Annotated in this window: 14 protein-coding genes; 8 read left to right on the top strand and 6 right to left on the bottom strand. The window is 50.8% G+C overall.

All coding sequences use genetic code 11. The features are described from left to right. The first annotated feature begins 59 nt into the window (after positions 1 to 59). Together K7397_RS13805 and K7397_RS22045 are read left to right on the top strand one after the other, a co-directional pair. Positions 60 to 566, top strand: coding sequence for an SWIM zinc finger family protein (locus tag K7397_RS13805; protein WP_223068528.1), 507 nt, complete (start codon positions 60 to 62; stop codon positions 564 to 566). 53 nt (positions 567 to 619) lie between these two features. Beyond that, complete coding sequence (locus K7397_RS22045) at positions 620 to 856, top strand: Gfo/Idh/MocA family oxidoreductase (protein ID WP_337926734.1); 237 nt, start codon at positions 620 to 622, stop codon at positions 854 to 856. A 2-nt stretch (positions 857 to 858) separates the two neighbouring features. Here the strand turns inward: K7397_RS22045 and K7397_RS13800 are convergent, their stop codons facing one another. After that, complete coding sequence (locus tag K7397_RS13800; RefSeq protein WP_223068527.1) at positions 859 to 1,896, bottom strand: LacI family DNA-binding transcriptional regulator; 1,038 nt, start codon at positions 1,894 to 1,896, stop codon at positions 859 to 861. Positions 1,897 to 2,165: 269 nt separating this feature from the next. Here K7397_RS13800 and K7397_RS13795 point away from each other — a divergent pair, with 269 nt between their 5' ends. Together K7397_RS13795 and K7397_RS13790 are read left to right on the top strand one after the other, a co-directional pair. After that, entirely contained in the window at positions 2,166 to 5,276 is a 3,111-nt protein-coding gene (locus K7397_RS13795; protein WP_223068526.1) for a beta-galactosidase, read from the top strand. A 93-nt stretch (positions 5,277 to 5,369) separates the two neighbouring features. After that, positions 5,370 to 6,236, top strand: a complete 867-nt coding sequence (locus tag K7397_RS13790) for a sugar phosphate isomerase/epimerase family protein (protein ID WP_223068525.1) — start codon at positions 5,370 to 5,372, stop codon at positions 6,234 to 6,236. A gap of 233 nt (positions 6,237 to 6,469) precedes the next feature. Here the strand turns inward: K7397_RS13790 and K7397_RS13785 are convergent, their stop codons facing one another. Both K7397_RS13785 and K7397_RS13780 read right to left on the bottom strand, forming a co-directional pair. Next, positions 6,470 to 7,327 (bottom strand): sugar phosphate isomerase/epimerase family protein, encoded by an 858-nt coding sequence (locus K7397_RS13785; RefSeq protein WP_223068524.1) that lies wholly within the window; start codon positions 7,325 to 7,327, stop codon positions 6,470 to 6,472. After that, entirely contained in the window at positions 7,324 to 8,382 is a 1,059-nt protein-coding gene (locus tag K7397_RS13780; protein ID WP_223068523.1) for a Gfo/Idh/MocA family protein, read from the bottom strand. The genes K7397_RS13785 and K7397_RS13780 overlap by 4 nt, the downstream gene beginning before the upstream one ends. A 120-nt stretch (positions 8,383 to 8,502) precedes the next feature. Here K7397_RS13780 and K7397_RS13775 point away from each other — a divergent pair, with 120 nt between their 5' ends. Next, on the top strand, positions 8,503 to 9,402 hold the full coding sequence (locus K7397_RS13775; protein WP_223068522.1) for an AraC family transcriptional regulator: 900 nt from the start codon (positions 8,503 to 8,505) through the stop codon (positions 9,400 to 9,402). 98 nt (positions 9,403 to 9,500) lie between these two features. On the opposite strand, the gene K7397_RS13770 is transcribed toward K7397_RS13775, so the two are convergent. Next, complete coding sequence (locus tag K7397_RS13770; RefSeq protein ID WP_223068579.1) at positions 9,501 to 10,895, bottom strand: aminotransferase-like domain-containing protein; 1,395 nt, start codon at positions 10,893 to 10,895, stop codon at positions 9,501 to 9,503. A gap of 110 nt (positions 10,896 to 11,005) precedes the next feature. Between K7397_RS13770 and azlC the strand changes: the two genes are divergently transcribed. The 3 genes from azlC (at position 11,006) to K7397_RS13755 (ending at position 13,315) form a co-directional block, all read left to right on the top strand. Continuing rightward, positions 11,006 to 11,725 (top strand): azaleucine resistance protein AzlC, encoded by a 720-nt coding sequence (gene azlC / locus K7397_RS13765; RefSeq protein WP_223068521.1) that lies wholly within the window; start codon positions 11,006 to 11,008, stop codon positions 11,723 to 11,725. Beyond that, positions 11,716 to 12,048: a branched-chain amino acid transporter permease gene (locus K7397_RS13760; RefSeq protein ID WP_223068520.1), complete on the top strand. Its 333-nt coding sequence runs from the start codon at positions 11,716 to 11,718 to the stop codon at positions 12,046 to 12,048. The genes azlC and K7397_RS13760 overlap by 10 nt, the downstream gene beginning before the upstream one ends. 130 nt (positions 12,049 to 12,178) lie before the next feature. Then, positions 12,179 to 13,315 (top strand): iron-containing alcohol dehydrogenase family protein, encoded by a 1,137-nt coding sequence (locus tag K7397_RS13755; protein ID WP_223068519.1) that lies wholly within the window; start codon positions 12,179 to 12,181, stop codon positions 13,313 to 13,315. A 231-nt stretch (positions 13,316 to 13,546) separates the two neighbouring features. Here the strand turns inward: K7397_RS13755 and K7397_RS13750 are convergent, their stop codons facing one another. Beyond that, complete coding sequence (locus K7397_RS13750) at positions 13,547 to 14,122, bottom strand: NAD(P)H-dependent oxidoreductase (protein ID WP_223068518.1); 576 nt, start codon at positions 14,120 to 14,122, stop codon at positions 13,547 to 13,549. A gap of 216 nt (positions 14,123 to 14,338) precedes the next feature. Next, on the bottom strand, positions 14,339 to 14,641 hold the full coding sequence (locus K7397_RS13745; RefSeq protein WP_223068578.1) for an ArsR/SmtB family transcription factor: 303 nt from the start codon (positions 14,639 to 14,641) through the stop codon (positions 14,339 to 14,341). Positions 14,642 to 14,861: the final 220 nt, after the last annotated feature.

Raw genomic sequence — 14,861 nt, 5'->3', positions numbered from 1 at the left:
GGGGCAAAGACTACTTTCGTGCCGGACGCGTGACCTGGCTTGATTCCGACGAGGAAACGATGCATTACAAAGCCAAAGTGAAAGGCGGAGCCACGTACAAGGTAACGGTGGACATTGATGATTTCGGGGATATTGAAGCGGATTGCAATTGCCCCGCCTTTAGCAGCTTTTATTATTATTGCAAACACGTTGCAGCGGTTCTGATTGCCATTAATAATCAATCGGGGCAGCCTGCCAGGCATCCTAAGGCCAGCAGTTCTTCCCAAACGATCTCCATAGAAGAAGACCCTTGGATTCAATCAATGCGGAATTTGATGTCCTCCTCGCCGGGCAAGTTCACATCCGTCTCCGACAAAGCTCTGAGCTATCGGACGGCCGAGCAAATGATGTCCATGTTTAAAGATGCCCGCAATGTTTCGAAACCGGATGTGATGCACCCGGATACGGGATACAGGGAGCAGCTCCAGATCGAATATATTTACAAACAGGTCGATACTTATAATGGCAGCGCGGGTCTCGCACTGGAATTAAAAGTGGGGACAAAGCGGCTGTCCGCGAACTATTGATGGTCTAGGATGTGAAGGTTTAATGCGGATTTGGCTACGCCCCATTCAAATGAATGGGACTATATGCCGATTCCATTTTGACGCTAGAAAAGGAAAAAAGTAAACTGTCGTCAATAACTAGTTCATACTACAAAATAACGAACATAACAAAAAATGAAATCGACCACTTCATCGAGTGCATTCGCCAAAGAAAGCAGCCGCTCAGCCCGGTTCAGGACGGCGTGGAAGTGATGAAAATGTTAACCGGCATCTACGCATCGGCGGAAAAAGGAGAGGAAATCCGTTGGTAGCTTCAAGCGGAATCCCGGGGAATCAGCGTCGAGGCGAGCAGCACCGTTTCAGTTGACGAGCCGGGCCGTTCAATCCGTCGCTGCAAGGATTCAACCGCGCGCTCACCGAGCTCCTCTTTGCCCAGGTTCACCGTCGTAAGCAGCGGCGTTGACTGGGCGGCGGCATAAATGTTGTCGATGCCGCCAATTCGGCATTGCCCCGGAATATCGACCCCAAGCTCCTGAAGCTTCCGCATCCATTGTAAGGCAATGTCGTCATTGGCTCCGATCCAGGCTTCCGGACGCTCTGCTTCGGGAATTTGCAGGAGACGGTCCGCCAGAGCGTCCGTCCATCCTCCTTCCTCGTAAGGAACTTCCCATTCCAAAAGCCGGGTATCCGGCGTTCCAAAACGTTCCACTCCGATTCGAACTCCGATCCGGCGCTCGGCAAAGCTCGGAGTCCGTCCTTCGTCTCCTATAAAACCGATGCGGCGGCACTTGGCTGCAAGCATATGCCGGCAAATGGCGATGCCCGCTTCCAGATTGTCATGGTTGATTTTGTCGCAAACGAGCAGCGGTTCGCGGTGGTCGACGAGCACGAGTGGCTTGCCTGTATCCGCCAGCGTGTGCAGGGTTGGATACGAAAATGAGCCAATCACGATAATGCCGATGCAGCCGCGCCAATCCAGATGCGGCGCAATCGCCTCCTCAGGCGTCGTCGCCTTGCCGCTGTCGCGGGTGCCGGGCGACAGAATGATATGATGCCATCCCCGCTCGCTGCAGCCTGCAATGATCCCGGCCAGCACACGCTGCCAGTAGCTCGCATTCAGCTGATTCAATTGATTCATGCAGATCAGAACGAACTGCGGGGAAGCCTTCGCTTCCCTAGTGCCGGTCACGGCCGTCTGCTGCCGCCGATAGCCCAAAGTCCGGGCCAGGTCCACAACCCGTGCCCGAGTCGCCTCACTGACTCCGGGTTTGCCGCTGAGGGCTCTGGAAACCGCGTATTTGGACAGACCAAGCTGGTCTGCCAAGTATTGGATCGAAACTTTTCGCGCCATATTTCTTCTCCTGATGGGCAGCGCACCGCCCGTTATTTTTAATAGCTATAGCCAGCCGGTGAAAAATAACATCATCAATCCGGACGAAAAGGGCGTCCGGATGCTTCCAGCGGGGCATGAACGGAAAATTAGCCGTCTAAACCGCCGAAATTGCCCCTTTTTGAGGAATTGACGATCCAAGGGGAACCAAGTAAACTGACTTTAATAACGGTATCATATCACAACATAACGAAAATAACAAAAACGTTTGTTGAAAGGTGAGGCGGCGGATGAACATTGTTTTGTTTTACGACAGCGCGTTTCCTTATCCGGGAGAAAGGCCGTCCGCGGACAGACTAAAGGAACTGGCTGCTTGGGCAACCCTGACCGATGCGGACCATCTGGCAAAGACGCTCTCCGAACAGAAATGGGACGTGCTCGTCCATTTGCACGGACCGTATTTTCCGAAAGAAGCCTGGCCTTCGATTCAGGCCCATCTGGAAGGAGGCGGCGGGCTTTTGCATGCCGGAGGCGTACCGTTCCGTGAGCCTGTTCGGAAGGAGAAAAGCGGCTTGCGGATCGAAAGGGAGCAGCTCGCCTATCATCAGATTATGGATATTCATGACGCGCTTGCCGTTGACGTCTCGAAAGTCCGCCATTTAAAGGCTTCCTCCGAATTTCCGCTGCTGAGCGGCAAGGAATCGCTGTTTGGCCTCGAGCCGACGTGGGGACTTACGCTGCATCCGACCAAATCAAGCGACATCCCGGAAGAGTTGGGGGCATGCGGCCCGATGGATGCCGTCATTTATCCGCTGCTCATCGGCGTCGACAAAGACGGACGCGAGCGCTGCGCTCCGGTTGTCATGCTGGAGCAGCATAAAGGAAGCTATGCAGGCGGGCGCTGGATTCTCGTCAATCAGCAGATTGGGAGGCAGTTCTGGAATGACCGGGGCTCGGATGCCTTGAAGGAGCTGGCTTTATTCGCAGGGGCGGGCGTAACGGAAATGTGGCTGAAGCCGGGTTACGCTTCTTACGAGCCGGGGGAACAGCCGCTTGTGACGCTGCAGCTCCAGTGCCTGGCCCGTACTTCCGAGACGAGCAGGCATTGGAGCTTTGACCTCGAAGTCCGTAAAGACGGGGAGCGGCAGGCCTTGTGGAAAACGCAGTTGACGGTGGAAGCGGGAGCGGAGCATCCGGACCTGCAGCAGCTCCGGATTCCAGTGCCCGTTCAGGTGGAGCCCGGCTTGTACCGGATCGTCTGCGACGCCCGCTCGGATAGGGGAGAACGCCGGATTTTGACCCAGGCGCTGTGGGGGATGGACCGGCAGCTGCTGCAAAGCGGCGAGCCGCTTGAAGCGGGGCGGGATTATTTCATGAGGGCCGCCAAGCCCGTTCCGATCGTCGGGATGACCTATATGACCTCGGACGTATCGCGCAAATTTTTGCAGCTGCCGAACGTGGAGCGCTGGGACCGGGATATGGCCGAAATGAAGCGGGCCGGCATCAACCTGATCCGGACCGGCATTTGGACCGGCTACCGGATGATTATGTTCGCGGACGGCCATGCCGCTGAAGACGTGATGCGGGCAATCGATGCGTTTGTGCTGACCGCCAAGCGGCATGAGCTTGAGGTGACGTTTACGTTTTTCTCCTTTGCGCCCGAGGCCTGGGAGGGCGTCAATCCTTACCTGGATCCGCGCGCGGTTGAAGCGCAGAAACGGTTTGTCGCTTCCATCGTTACCCGGCAGAAGGGAACGACCAACGTCCATTGGGACCTGATCAACGAGCCTTCGCTGTTTGACCCGAAGCGTATTTTTGAAGCTCCGTCAAGGCTTCAGGACCGGTTCGAACGCGAAGCCTGGGCGGCCTGGCTGCGGGAGCGCCATGACGGAGACATCGCGCTGCTTCAGGAGCGCTGGAATATGACGCCCGCCCAGCTTCCGTCCTTTGAAGCGGCCCAGCCGCCGGATCCGGACGATACCGCGTTCCAAAGCGTACTGCAGCCGAAGAAACGGGGCCCTCTGCTCGATTTTGCGCTGTTCAGCATGGACATGCACAACCGCTGGGCCTCCGAGCTGATCGGCACGATCCGCCGTTCCGATCCGCGGCAGCTGGTGACTGTGGGACAGGACGAGGGCATCTGCGCGCAGCGGCCGTCTCCGTTCTTCTATGCGCCTGCGGTGGATTATACGACCGTGCATTCCTGGTGGCAGATGGACGATCTGGCCTGGGACGGCATCTTCACGAAGACACCGGACAAACCGAACCTCATTCAAGAGACGGGCATCATGCATGTGCAGCGGCCGGACGGCATCGCAAAGCGCACCGAGGAGGAGCTCCGCAATATCCTCGAACGCAAATACGCGTACGCGTTCTCGACGGGCGGCGCGGGCGCGATGCAGTGGATCTGGAACATCAACTACTTCATGGACAACGCCAACGAGTCGAATATCGGCGCGCTGCGGGCGGATGGGACGCAGAAGCCGGAAGCCGACGTATCTTACGATTTCGGACGCTTCATCGGCGAAACGGCCCCGCTGTTCGAAGACCGGAAGCTGGAGGATGTGGCCGTCGTTTATCCGTATTCGAACGATTTTTCAAGCCAGAAGCTGGCTTACGAAGCGACAACACGCGCTGCCCGCGTTCTCGCGTACGGGCTGAATGTTCATCCAAGGGGCGTCGGAGAGTATCATCTGGAGGCGCTGGAGCGGCATCCGGCGAAGCTGATCATCGTGCCGAGCGCGCACAATTTTTCGGATGAGGCGTTTGAGCGGCTGCTGAAGCTCGCCGCAAGCGGCAGCACGGTGCTGTGGAGTGGTCCGCTCCGGACTGACCCGTATTGGGGGCAGGCTAACGGCCGGCTTAAGCAGGAGCTTCCCGAAACGGTGCACGGCAACGTGCTGCGCGAGGAGCTGCTGGAGCTTGGGGATCGCCGCTACCCGGTTTCGTTCGGGGGAAGCAAAATCGGTACGCTCGCCATGGACCGATTTCCGGGGCGCAGGCCTGCCGAAGCGCCGGTGACGATTCCGCTCGGAGCCGGCCGGTTCATCTGGTGTCCGCTCCCGCTTGAGCTGAACGAACGCTCGGAGCCGGTTATGGCCATGTACGCGGAGGTGATGCGGACTGCCGGGGCCAAGGCGGAGCTGGAGTGGGCGGCAGGCGGGGATTTGCCCGGAGTATATGGGCGCAAGCTGTCCTTCCGGGAAGGCAGCCTGTTCATCTTCATCTCGGAATACGGCGGCGACGCTCCAATCCAGATTCGTGATCCGCAAACCGGAGCCGTTTATTCGTTTGATCTTGAACGGGAACGGACGGTGATGTTTGCGGCGGACAGGCAAGGAAAGCTGCTTTCCGTTTACCGGCCGGAGCAGGTTAAGGTTGCCGCCAGGCAGAGCCATTAATAATCAATGGCTGAATTTGTTGCGCGCATCATAAAATGGAAACAGCAATAAGGATAGCCGTGATGATTTCAAAATGACGAAAGGGTGATATTAGTGGCATTTTCCAATAAAATCGGCGTTATTTCGGACAGCTTCGGGCTGGGCGTTCGTCAAGGCTTGCAAAAGGCGAAAGAAATCGGGGCTGACGGCGTTCAGATTTGGGCGATCAAAGGCGAGATGGATCCGGCAAATTTATCGCCACAGGCGAGGAAAGAACTGAAGGCATACGTTCAGGACCTGGGGCTTGCGATTTCTGCGCTGTGCGCGGATTATGGCGGGAACGGCTTCAAGGATTCGGCGGAAAACGGCTGGAAAATCGAGAAATCGAAGCGCGCGCTCGATTTGGCGCTTGATCTCGGCACGAATATCGTAACGACGCATATCGGCATCGTACCGGAAGAACCCGCCGATCCGACATATGCCATCCTGCAGGAGGCCTGCAACGAGCTGGCATCCTATGCGGCGTCCATTGGCGGATATTTTGCGATTGAGACCGGACCGGAGCCGGCTGCGCTGCTGAAGTCATTCCTCGATTCGCTGACCACGAAAGGGGTGGCGGTCAACTTTGACCCTGCCAACATGGTCATGGTCACCGGCGATGATCCGGTGCAGGGGGTGTATACGCTCCGGGATTACATCGTACATACCCATGTGAAGGACGGCATCCGCCTGCGCGAGGTGGACCCTCACGAAGTGTACGGCAAGCTCGACCATGAGCAAATCGCTGTCATAGCCGAAAGAGGCGCTGGGTTCCGCGAGGTTCCTGTCGGCGAAGGCACCGTTGACTTTGACGCCTATTTCGCTGCGCTGCAGGACATCGGCTACACCGGTTATTTGACGGTGGAAAGGGAGGTTGGCGATTCTCCGGAGGCCGACATCCTTCAGGCAGTGCAGTTCATCAAGCGCTACCGCGGTCAGTAGGAGCCATAAATAAAGCCTTGACGGTGGTCGCCGCTCGGCGGAGAAGGCGGGAGATCCGGCGGCGTCCATAGTGCAACAGCCTGTTCTCCCAGCTCATTTGCCGCGCGATGGAAACAGGGATTCTGTAACGAACCACGACAAAAGCAGTCCGAAGCCGGGCGGCTTTGGACTGCTTTTGTCTTTGAAGCAAGGGTGGAAGCGAAGCGATTGTAATGGGGAGCGTGACTGCGCGTTTAAACCTCATCCCAAATGCGGCGAATATTGTCGAGGCCGATTCTCGCTCCGGTCCGGCAGGGCTCCATCCCTTCAAATTCGAGCGACAGATAGCCGTCGTAACCGGAAGCCTTAATGATCCGCAGGACTTCGCGAATGTCGATGTCCCCGTGTCCGACGATGGCGCCGCGCAGATAATTGCCGACGGTCGTTCTGAACCAGCCTTCGCCGGGATTCAGGTAGGAAGGGCGCAAATAAAAGTCCTTGATATGAATGATGGAGGCGTATGGCAGATTGTTTTTGACCGCGGCGACGGGGTTTTCGTCGGCGCACATGAAGTTGCCGATATCCAGCGTCGTCTTGAAATTCGGTTCGCCTACCGCTTGAACGAGCGCCTGAACGCGATCGCTGTTCTGAATGAAATAACCATGATTCTCAACGCTGGTGGTAATGCCGAACCCGGCTGCATAGCGGGCGACCCGGCGGCAGGCTTCGGCCAGCCGCTTCAGCTTGGCGTTGAAATGACCGATCGACACGTCGGAAGGAGAGGCTACGTCATGGCGCATCAGGGATACGCGAAGCTTTGCCGCAATATCGACTTCTCCTTTGACGCGTTCGATTTCAAGCTCGTAGGCTTCCTCGTCATCGGTCAGAAAATTGGCTCCGATCGCATAGTTGGAAATGTCCATGCCGTGTTCGGCCGTTTTGCTCCGGATCGTCTCGATGAGTTCGGGATTGTCCGTCAGGCTGTAGCCCAGCGGGACAATTTCGATATGCTGCCCGCCCAGCTTGGCCGTGTAATCGATGACGTCTGCGACCGACATTTCGCCGGAATTCAGGGCTGCGAAAAGGCTGTAGGTGCTTAATCCGATTTTCATAGGTAGATCTCCTTCCCCTCTGCAGCGGATTCGTAAACGGCATTCAAAATTTTCATAATCTCGACTCCGTCCTCCACCGGACTGAGCGGCTGCTTGTTATTTTGCACGCAGTCGATGAAATGCGCGATTTCGCTTTGGAACGCTTTTTCAAATTGGAACCCGGAGCTGTCGGTCTGCGGCTGGACATTCAATATCGTATTATGCTTCTCCGTGACGATGGTCACTTGCGGGTCGAGTTCAAGGCCCCCCTTGTCGCCATACAGCTTCACGATCCCTTCGTCCTGCTTGGCGTGCAGGGTGAAGCTTACGTCCACCATCAGCGTTGCGCCGTTTACGAACCGGATGAGGGCGTTGGCCATATCTTCGACATCATTTTTGGCCGCATCGTAATCTGCGGCCATGTAGCGGGACAGGTTGTGAACGTTGGCGCGGTTGCCCAGCTTGCGGTATGTGTTGCCGCTGACGGATTTGACCTTGGGGCGGCCCATCATGTACCAGCACAGGTCGATGACATGCACGCCAAGGTCGATCAGCGGACCTCCGCCTGAACGTTCTATATCGCTGAACCAGCCTCCCGGATTGCCGTGCCGTCGGATATAGGAAGCTTTGGCGTAATAAAATTCGCCGAACTCGCCGGCATCGGCGAATCCGCGGAGCATTTGCGCATTGGGATCGTAGCGGCGGACGAAGCCGACCTGAAGGATTTTGCCGGTGGCTTTTACAGCTTCTTGAACGCGCAGCGCGTCTTCGACCGTTTTGCAGAGCGGTTTTTCGACCAGAACATGCTTGCCGGCGTGAAGCGCTGCAATGCTGATCTCCGCATGCGTATTGTTCCATGTACAGATGCTGACGGCGTCGATCACGCTGTCTGCCAGCAGTTCACGGTAATCGGTATAGACCTTTTCGGCCCCGTAGGCGGCTCCGGCCGCTTTGGCCCGCTCCTCGTTCAGGTCGCAGACGGCATATACTCTGGCGTCCGGATGACTCGCGTAGGGCTTCAGGTGGAACTCCGAAATGCTGCCTGTGCCGATTACGCCGATATTTACAGTGCTCATTCGTTAATTGCTCCCTTCGTTTGAACATTCTTACCCTGTATTTTATCGTTTTCGCCTAATAAAGCTATGCAGAGCCTTGCTGATTGTTTGAACAAATGTGCGGTACCTGGAGGAATGAACATGAACAGACCCGCCGCATTGCGGGAACCGATGGACATGCCGGACCCTTATTTTCCGGTCAAGCTTCACACATGCCGGTATTCCGAGATCGGGCGCACGATCTTTCCTTTTCATTGGCACGAGCATCTGGAACTGCTCTATTTCACAAGGGGAGAGGCGGTGATCGAATGCAACTCCGATGCGCATCAGGTCCGAAAAGGAGATGTGATCGTGCTGAACAGCAACGACCTGCACCAGGGCGTCTGCATGTCCGGCGATTTGGAATATTATGCGCTCATCGCCGATATGTCCCTCCTCCAAAGCCCGTCCCCGGATGCGCTGGAAATTAAATTTATCGCACCGATTACGCAAAACCGGATTTTGTTCCAAAACCGGATATCGGATGACCTGGAGCTGAATGCATGCATGGATGCGATCATTTCGGAGTTTGCGGGAAGGCAGCTGGGCTATGAGCTGTCCGTCAAATCGTATATGTACCGTCTGCTTACGATTCTGGTCCGAAGCTATGTAGCCGAAACAGTTTCGCTGTCCAGCGACAACAGCCGGCGGAAAAATCTCGAGCGGTTCGCCCCGATCTTCGATTATATCGAGGAACATTATTTGCAGGTTCTCTCGGTCAGCGAGCTTTCGCGTATGGCCGGACTCAGCCGCTTTCATTTCAGCCGCTTATTCAGCGAGCTGACAGGGCGGACCGTAACGGAATATGTCAATCAGATCCGGATCGGCAAATCCGAATACCTGCTCCGCAATACGGCCATGACCATTTCCGAAATCGCTCTGGCGACCGGATATCAGGACCTTTCATACTTCAGCCGGACGTTCAAAAAATTCAAAAGCGTGCCCCCTTCGGAATTCCGGACGGCTTCCCTGGGCGGCGGAGAAGCAGGGGAAGCTTATTGAACATTTAAAAAACGAGGTCCCTGGAAACGTCCGGAGGCCTCATTACACTGTCGGCAGTTTAGCGCGTGTATCCGAAATGATCGAGCCGCTGTGCGTGTTTAAAGCTTGAGAGTTTCTTCCAAGATCTCCAACCCTCTTTTTAATTCCTCCAAAGAATTTGTAGACGAAAGTGCGATTCTCAAATAATTGTCCTGTGTACTGGCCCCGCTTAAAAAGCGATCGGAGTGATAAACACGAATACCTTTGCTCAGGAAATAACTCTCCATGCGTGTTGCATGAACATTATCCGATAAGGGAAGCCATCTATAAAAGCTTAGCGGATGACCAGTATGGAGAGGCTGCGGGAAAAACTCTGAAAATAAATGGTTTGCAGATTGCGCCAGCTGTTTTTTTTCCGCAACAATGGCATTTGCTTTTCCCGATAAAATAAGTTCGGTTATGATCTCGGCATCCAATGAAGAGGTCTTGACGTTAACATTAAAAATTGCCTTCATAATCTTCTCTTTAAATGCATCGCTAAACACCATATATGCCACCCGGAGGCCTGAACAGATGGACTTGGAGGTACTGCAGATATAAACCGTTTGTTCCGGGAGAAGCTGATACATAGGCTGACCATAATCATCTATAATGCCAGCTGACAGAAAGGCATGAATATCATCTTCAATTAAAATCAAATGATGCTTTCGTATTACAGCGGCTAGTTCTTTTTTGCGGTTTTCCGGAATCATGACAGTAGTGGGATTAGAACAAGAAGGCATCAAAAAAACGCCATGTACATCCCATTGAAGGCACTGATTTTCAAGCTCATCAGGGAGCATTCCGTGCTCGTCACCGGGAATCGGAACTAACTTAATACGAAACATTTTCGAAATCTCAATAAAATTTGCGAAAGTATAAATATCGACTGCGATCCGGTTTCCAGGTTCAAACAGAGCTAACAACGTAATTGCGAGCGCATTCTGTGCTCCAGAAACGATGGCTATATTTTCTGTGTCCGCGTGGATGCCAAAAGCCTTCATCCAATTAAGTGCCGCTATTTTTTGATGTGGAATGCCTGTTGGATCATTGTAATTAAAGAGCTGCTCCAAATACTTTTTCTCCATCACTGTCTTCCCAGCCTCGGCAACAATCGTATTGGTTTGCTCAAATGAGGCAACAAGGCCAAGATCAATATATTCATTTGAAATTTTATCTTTTGAAATGGTGATGGAGCGTGCCGCGTTGGGGGAAACAAATGTACCGCTTCCTGTAACCGCATAAATTAAGCCTTTAAGTTCGCATAGTTTGTAAGCACGTGTAATGGTCGTGAAATTTACATCTAGAAAATCGGCCAACTCCCGTTGTGGCGGAAGCTTTGTGCCGGGAGCTAAAAATCCGTTTGTAATGTCATGTTCCAGTAATAAGGCGAGCGAAAGATAGAGTGGACGTTTCAATGCGTCTCTGTCGGGTTTCCACGACATGGGGTAATCCGTGAAGGAATTTATCGGCATATTGTACCTCACAAAAATTGTAATCCATACAATTATACCGTTGATTGTATGGATTTGCACTGCTAAAATGGCATGGAAAAGTAATCGAGCTGAGGAGATGCGAGCTAACCATGATGAATAAAAACGAACTTCAATTGGCATTTCGTGCGGCCTTTCCCTCGACGATCCCCATTTTGGCTGGCTTTTTATTCTTGGGGATTGCTTACGGTATTTTTATGAACGTATCGGGTTTTGGTGCGGGGTATACCTTCCTTATGAGCCTGCTTATTTTTGCTGGTTCGATGGAATTTGTTGCTGTCAATCTGTTGCTTGGCGCTTTTAATCCATTAGGTGCACTGTTCCTCACTTTAATGGTAAACGCGCGTCATCTTTTTTATGGGATATCCATGCTTGAAAAGTACAGGGGGACCGGACTAAAAAAGATTTATCTGATTTTTGGTCTATGCGATGAATCTTTCTCCATTAATTACACGGCCAATATACCGCATGGGGTGAATAAAGGATGGTTCATGCTCTTCGTTACCTTGCTTAATCATAGCTATTGGGTGCTTGGAGCTTCAATTGGCGGGCTTTTTGGATCGCTGGTGCAAGTCAATATGGAAGGGCTTGAGTTTGTTATGACGGCTCTATTTGTTGTCATCTTTATTGAACAATGGATGAAAGAGACAGCACATCACAGCGCGTTATTGGGTCTAGGACTTTCCATTTTATGTCTGTTCATTTTTAACAGTGGCAACTTTGTCATCCCTTCCATGATCATCATTGTCTTCGTACTCACTTTGATGAGGAAGCAACTAGAGAAGAAAACAGGTGAACGTACATGTCAATGACTTTATTAGAGCGAATGATTACGATTGGAATGGTCGTATTAGGAACCATGATGACAAGATTTATTCCATTTATTGTTTTTCCTTCAGGCAGGCCTACTCCAACTTATATACGATATCTCGGCAAAGTATTGCCTTCTGCGGCTCTAGGGTTACTGGTTGTCTATAGTATCAAAGATGTCAAATTTTTATCCGGCAACCACGGAGTGCCTGAACTGATTTCAATTGTTCTAGTTGCTTTGCTCCATATTTGGAAGAGAAATATGTTCTTGTCCATTGCAAGCGGTACTCTCGTCTATATGTTTTTGATTCAATTTTTATTTTAGTGTGGTGAGATATTTCGGAGGAACAGTTACTATTAACGAAAGTGCAAGCGTGCTACAATATTCTGGAGTGGTGCTTCGCAGGAGTTCAGCAAAGAAATCATAAAAACTTTTGAAAAGGTAGTCGATTAAAATGTCAAATTATAGTATGTTTTTGCCGAGTTATAGTGTCGGTGTGGATTGTTATAAAGAAATTCCATATATTACAAGAAGATATGGAAAAAAAGCGGTTGTTATTGGCGGTAAAACTGCGATGGAAAAAGTAAAAGAGGATTTATTAGAGGCAATTTTGGATTCTAATATGGAAATTCTTGATTTTATATGGTTTGGTGGAGATTCTACCTATGAAAATATAGAGATGCTGAAAAAAAATCCGAGCGTTCAGGCGGCTGATATCATTTTTGGAGTAGGAGGAGGGCGTGCCTGTGATACAGCAAAAACACTTGCTGATATGGAGGACAAGCCACTTTTCACTTTCCCAACATTAGCATCGAATTGTGCCGCAAGTACCGCTGTCTCAGTCATTTATAATCCGGATGCGACGTTCAAGGAATACTACTATATGAAGGCTCCTTCCCTACATACGTTTATTAATACTAAAATTATTGCAAATTCTCCAGAAAAATTATTGTGGGCTGGTATTGGAGATGCTCTTTCGAAAGAGTGTGAGGTATTATTTGCTAGCAGAGATAAGTTTATGTATCATACTCCTTTAATGGGAGTTTGTATTGCGAAGATTTGTACTGATCCATTAATTGAATATGGAAAAAAAGCATTAGAAGATTGCAAGAATAATATTCCATCTTTTGAATTAGAACAGGTAGCCCTGGACATTATTATTTCTACAGGTATTGTCTCTAATTTTGCAACACATGAAGCGCAGCCAGATCCCAATGATAATTATTACTATAATAGTTCCATAGCCCATTGTATCTATTATGGTACTTCTATGATACCTGCTTGTGAGAAGTATTTACATGGAGAAATAGTAGCTTTTGGTGTACTGTGCTTACTTACCTATGATAATCAAATTGAAGAACGTGATAGAATCATGTCGTTTAATAAGAGTATTGGTTTACCGATAACTTTAAAAGAGATTGGAATAACAGAAAGTGATCTGGCGAAAATTGCTAAAAAAGCAGCCGGTGTAGTAGAATGGTCATACGTTCCAGGGGTACCCACAGAAGAGAAATTGATTAAAGCGATAAAGGATACCGACGCTGCAGGTAAAAAATTCTGCGACTACAATAGACTGGCGAATCGTCAATAAGCAGAGATGAAATAGGCTCCCTCTTACTGAAATATGGATTTGTTGACCTGGAATTTTATAATAACTTCTCCGGTAATCCATATACGGAAGATTATGATACGCTTTGTGTCTTGGCAAGAAAGAAGTGAAATATTTTTGCTAATGTGAAATTGACGAATCCAGCCCCTTCCGGCCGCTGCCCGCGACAGGAAGGGGCTGGCGCGTTGTTGTCTTCTGTGTATGCGGCTGCGCTTAACCTTTTGTGCCGTAGAGGGAGGGACGGCCCTCCACATAGGCGGCGTAATCCACGGCATACTTCTCCAGCTGTTCATCGCTCACTTCGCGAATTCCGCTCACTACAAAGGGCGGGCGGTAGATCATTCCGGTCAGGTTAGCGGACTGCTGGAACGGTCGCAGCAGCTCGCTGTAAGAGTAATTATGAAAGCCACCGGCTTGGTACATGCTTTGAGCGCCTCCCGAAGAGATGGCTATGAGGAGCTCCTTGCCTTTCAGCTTATCGCCGCCTTTGCCGTGAGCCCAGCCGAGCTCGAATACTACATCCATCCATTTCTTCAGCAAGGAAGGCGAGCTGTACCAGAAAAATGGAAATTGCAGCACGACACGGTCGTGAGCCGTCAACAGCGCCTGCTCGCGCGCAACGTCGATCTTTTCGTCCGGATAAGTCTCGTACAGCCGGTGAACGGAAACATTGCCTCTTCGTTCAAGCTCGGCCGTGAGTCGTTTGTTAATCCGGGACGTCTCCAAATCCGGATGCGCAACGATAACGAGCGTTGCGGCGCTGCCGGAAGGGGTGGAATGGTTGGACATGTGAAACAGCTCCTTTTTGTTAGGGTGAATTTAGGCTTGCGCTTACCTAATTAACTCCGTTAGTATCGATAAAAATATCACCACCATCATTGATACAATTCGAGATATGTCGATTTTTAGGTGAAAATAAAAAAAGATTCAGTTACAAATCTCGAATTATCGATTTGTTTTTTATATAAAAACTGAATTCAATGTTTTGAATCCAGTCTTTATTAACTAAAGGTCTTGCTGAATGTAGGAAGCAATTTGTTTTATGGCTTCTTCATCTCTTTTGTAATATGTCCATTTTCCCAGTCGAGTCGCATGTAAAAGCCCCGCCCGCTGTAAGACAGACAAATATTGAGATGTTGTTGATTGGGTCATATTCAGTTTTGCTGTAATCTGACTAACACATACCCCAATCTCGATAAGATCAATTCCTTCCTGGGGTCCAAAATGGGCTTTAGGATCTTTTAACCACTCTAAGATTTGAAGACGCGCTTCATTAGACAGTGCCTTAAAAACTTCAATTGGGTCAATTGGCTTCATACAGCTATTATATCGACATTTCACAATATATCAACACATTGATTTTCTAAATACTCAAATTATGAAATTCACTCCATTGTATTTATTTGAGCATTTTGCAGTAATATAAGCCCTTGAGCCACAAGGATTTTCAGGCATAAAAAAGGGACTTCACCCCAATTTGGCGAAGTTTTTCGGTGACCAAACCAAAAACCCCAGAATGGAGGAAGTC

The organism is Paenibacillus caui (assembly GCF_019904135.1).
Taxonomy (GTDB): domain Bacteria; phylum Bacillota; class Bacilli; order Paenibacillales; family Paenibacillaceae; genus Fontibacillus; species Fontibacillus caui.
This window is presented reverse-complemented; position numbering and strand designations above follow the sequence as displayed.

What these genes read in the sequence shown, in the direction of transcription:
- K7397_RS13780 (WP_223068523.1), bottom strand. Translation starts at nt 8,382, where the DNA reads ATGAGCACTGTAAATATCGGCGTAATCGGCACAGGCAGCATTTCGGAG.
- K7397_RS13795 (WP_223068526.1), top strand. Translation starts at nt 2,166, where the DNA reads ATGAACATTGTTTTGTTTTACGACAGCGCGTTTCCTTATCCGGGAGAA.
- K7397_RS13770 (WP_223068579.1), bottom strand. Translation starts at nt 10,895, where the DNA reads ATGCCGATAAATTCCTTCACGGATTACCCCATGTCGTGGAAACCCGAC.
- azlC (WP_223068521.1), top strand. Translation starts at nt 11,006, where the DNA reads ATGATGAATAAAAACGAACTTCAATTGGCATTTCGTGCGGCCTTTCCC.
- K7397_RS13800 (WP_223068527.1), bottom strand. Translation starts at nt 1,896, where the DNA reads ATGGCGCGAAAAGTTTCGATCCAATACTTGGCAGACCAGCTTGGTCTG.
- K7397_RS13785 (WP_223068524.1), bottom strand. Translation starts at nt 7,327, where the DNA reads ATGAAAATCGGATTAAGCACCTACAGCCTTTTCGCAGCCCTGAATTCC.
- K7397_RS13755 (WP_223068519.1), top strand. Translation starts at nt 12,179, where the DNA reads ATGTCAAATTATAGTATGTTTTTGCCGAGTTATAGTGTCGGTGTGGAT.
- K7397_RS13775 (WP_223068522.1), top strand. Translation starts at nt 8,503, where the DNA reads ATGAACAGACCCGCCGCATTGCGGGAACCGATGGACATGCCGGACCCT.
- K7397_RS22045 (WP_337926734.1), top strand. Translation starts at nt 620, where the DNA reads ATGGGACTATATGCCGATTCCATTTTGACGCTAGAAAAGGAAAAAAGT.
- K7397_RS13805 (WP_223068528.1), top strand. Translation starts at nt 60, where the DNA reads ATGCATTACAAAGCCAAAGTGAAAGGCGGAGCCACGTACAAGGTAACG.
- K7397_RS13760 (WP_223068520.1), top strand. Translation starts at nt 11,716, where the DNA reads ATGTCAATGACTTTATTAGAGCGAATGATTACGATTGGAATGGTCGTA.
- K7397_RS13750 (WP_223068518.1), bottom strand. Translation starts at nt 14,122, where the DNA reads ATGTCCAACCATTCCACCCCTTCCGGCAGCGCCGCAACGCTCGTTATC.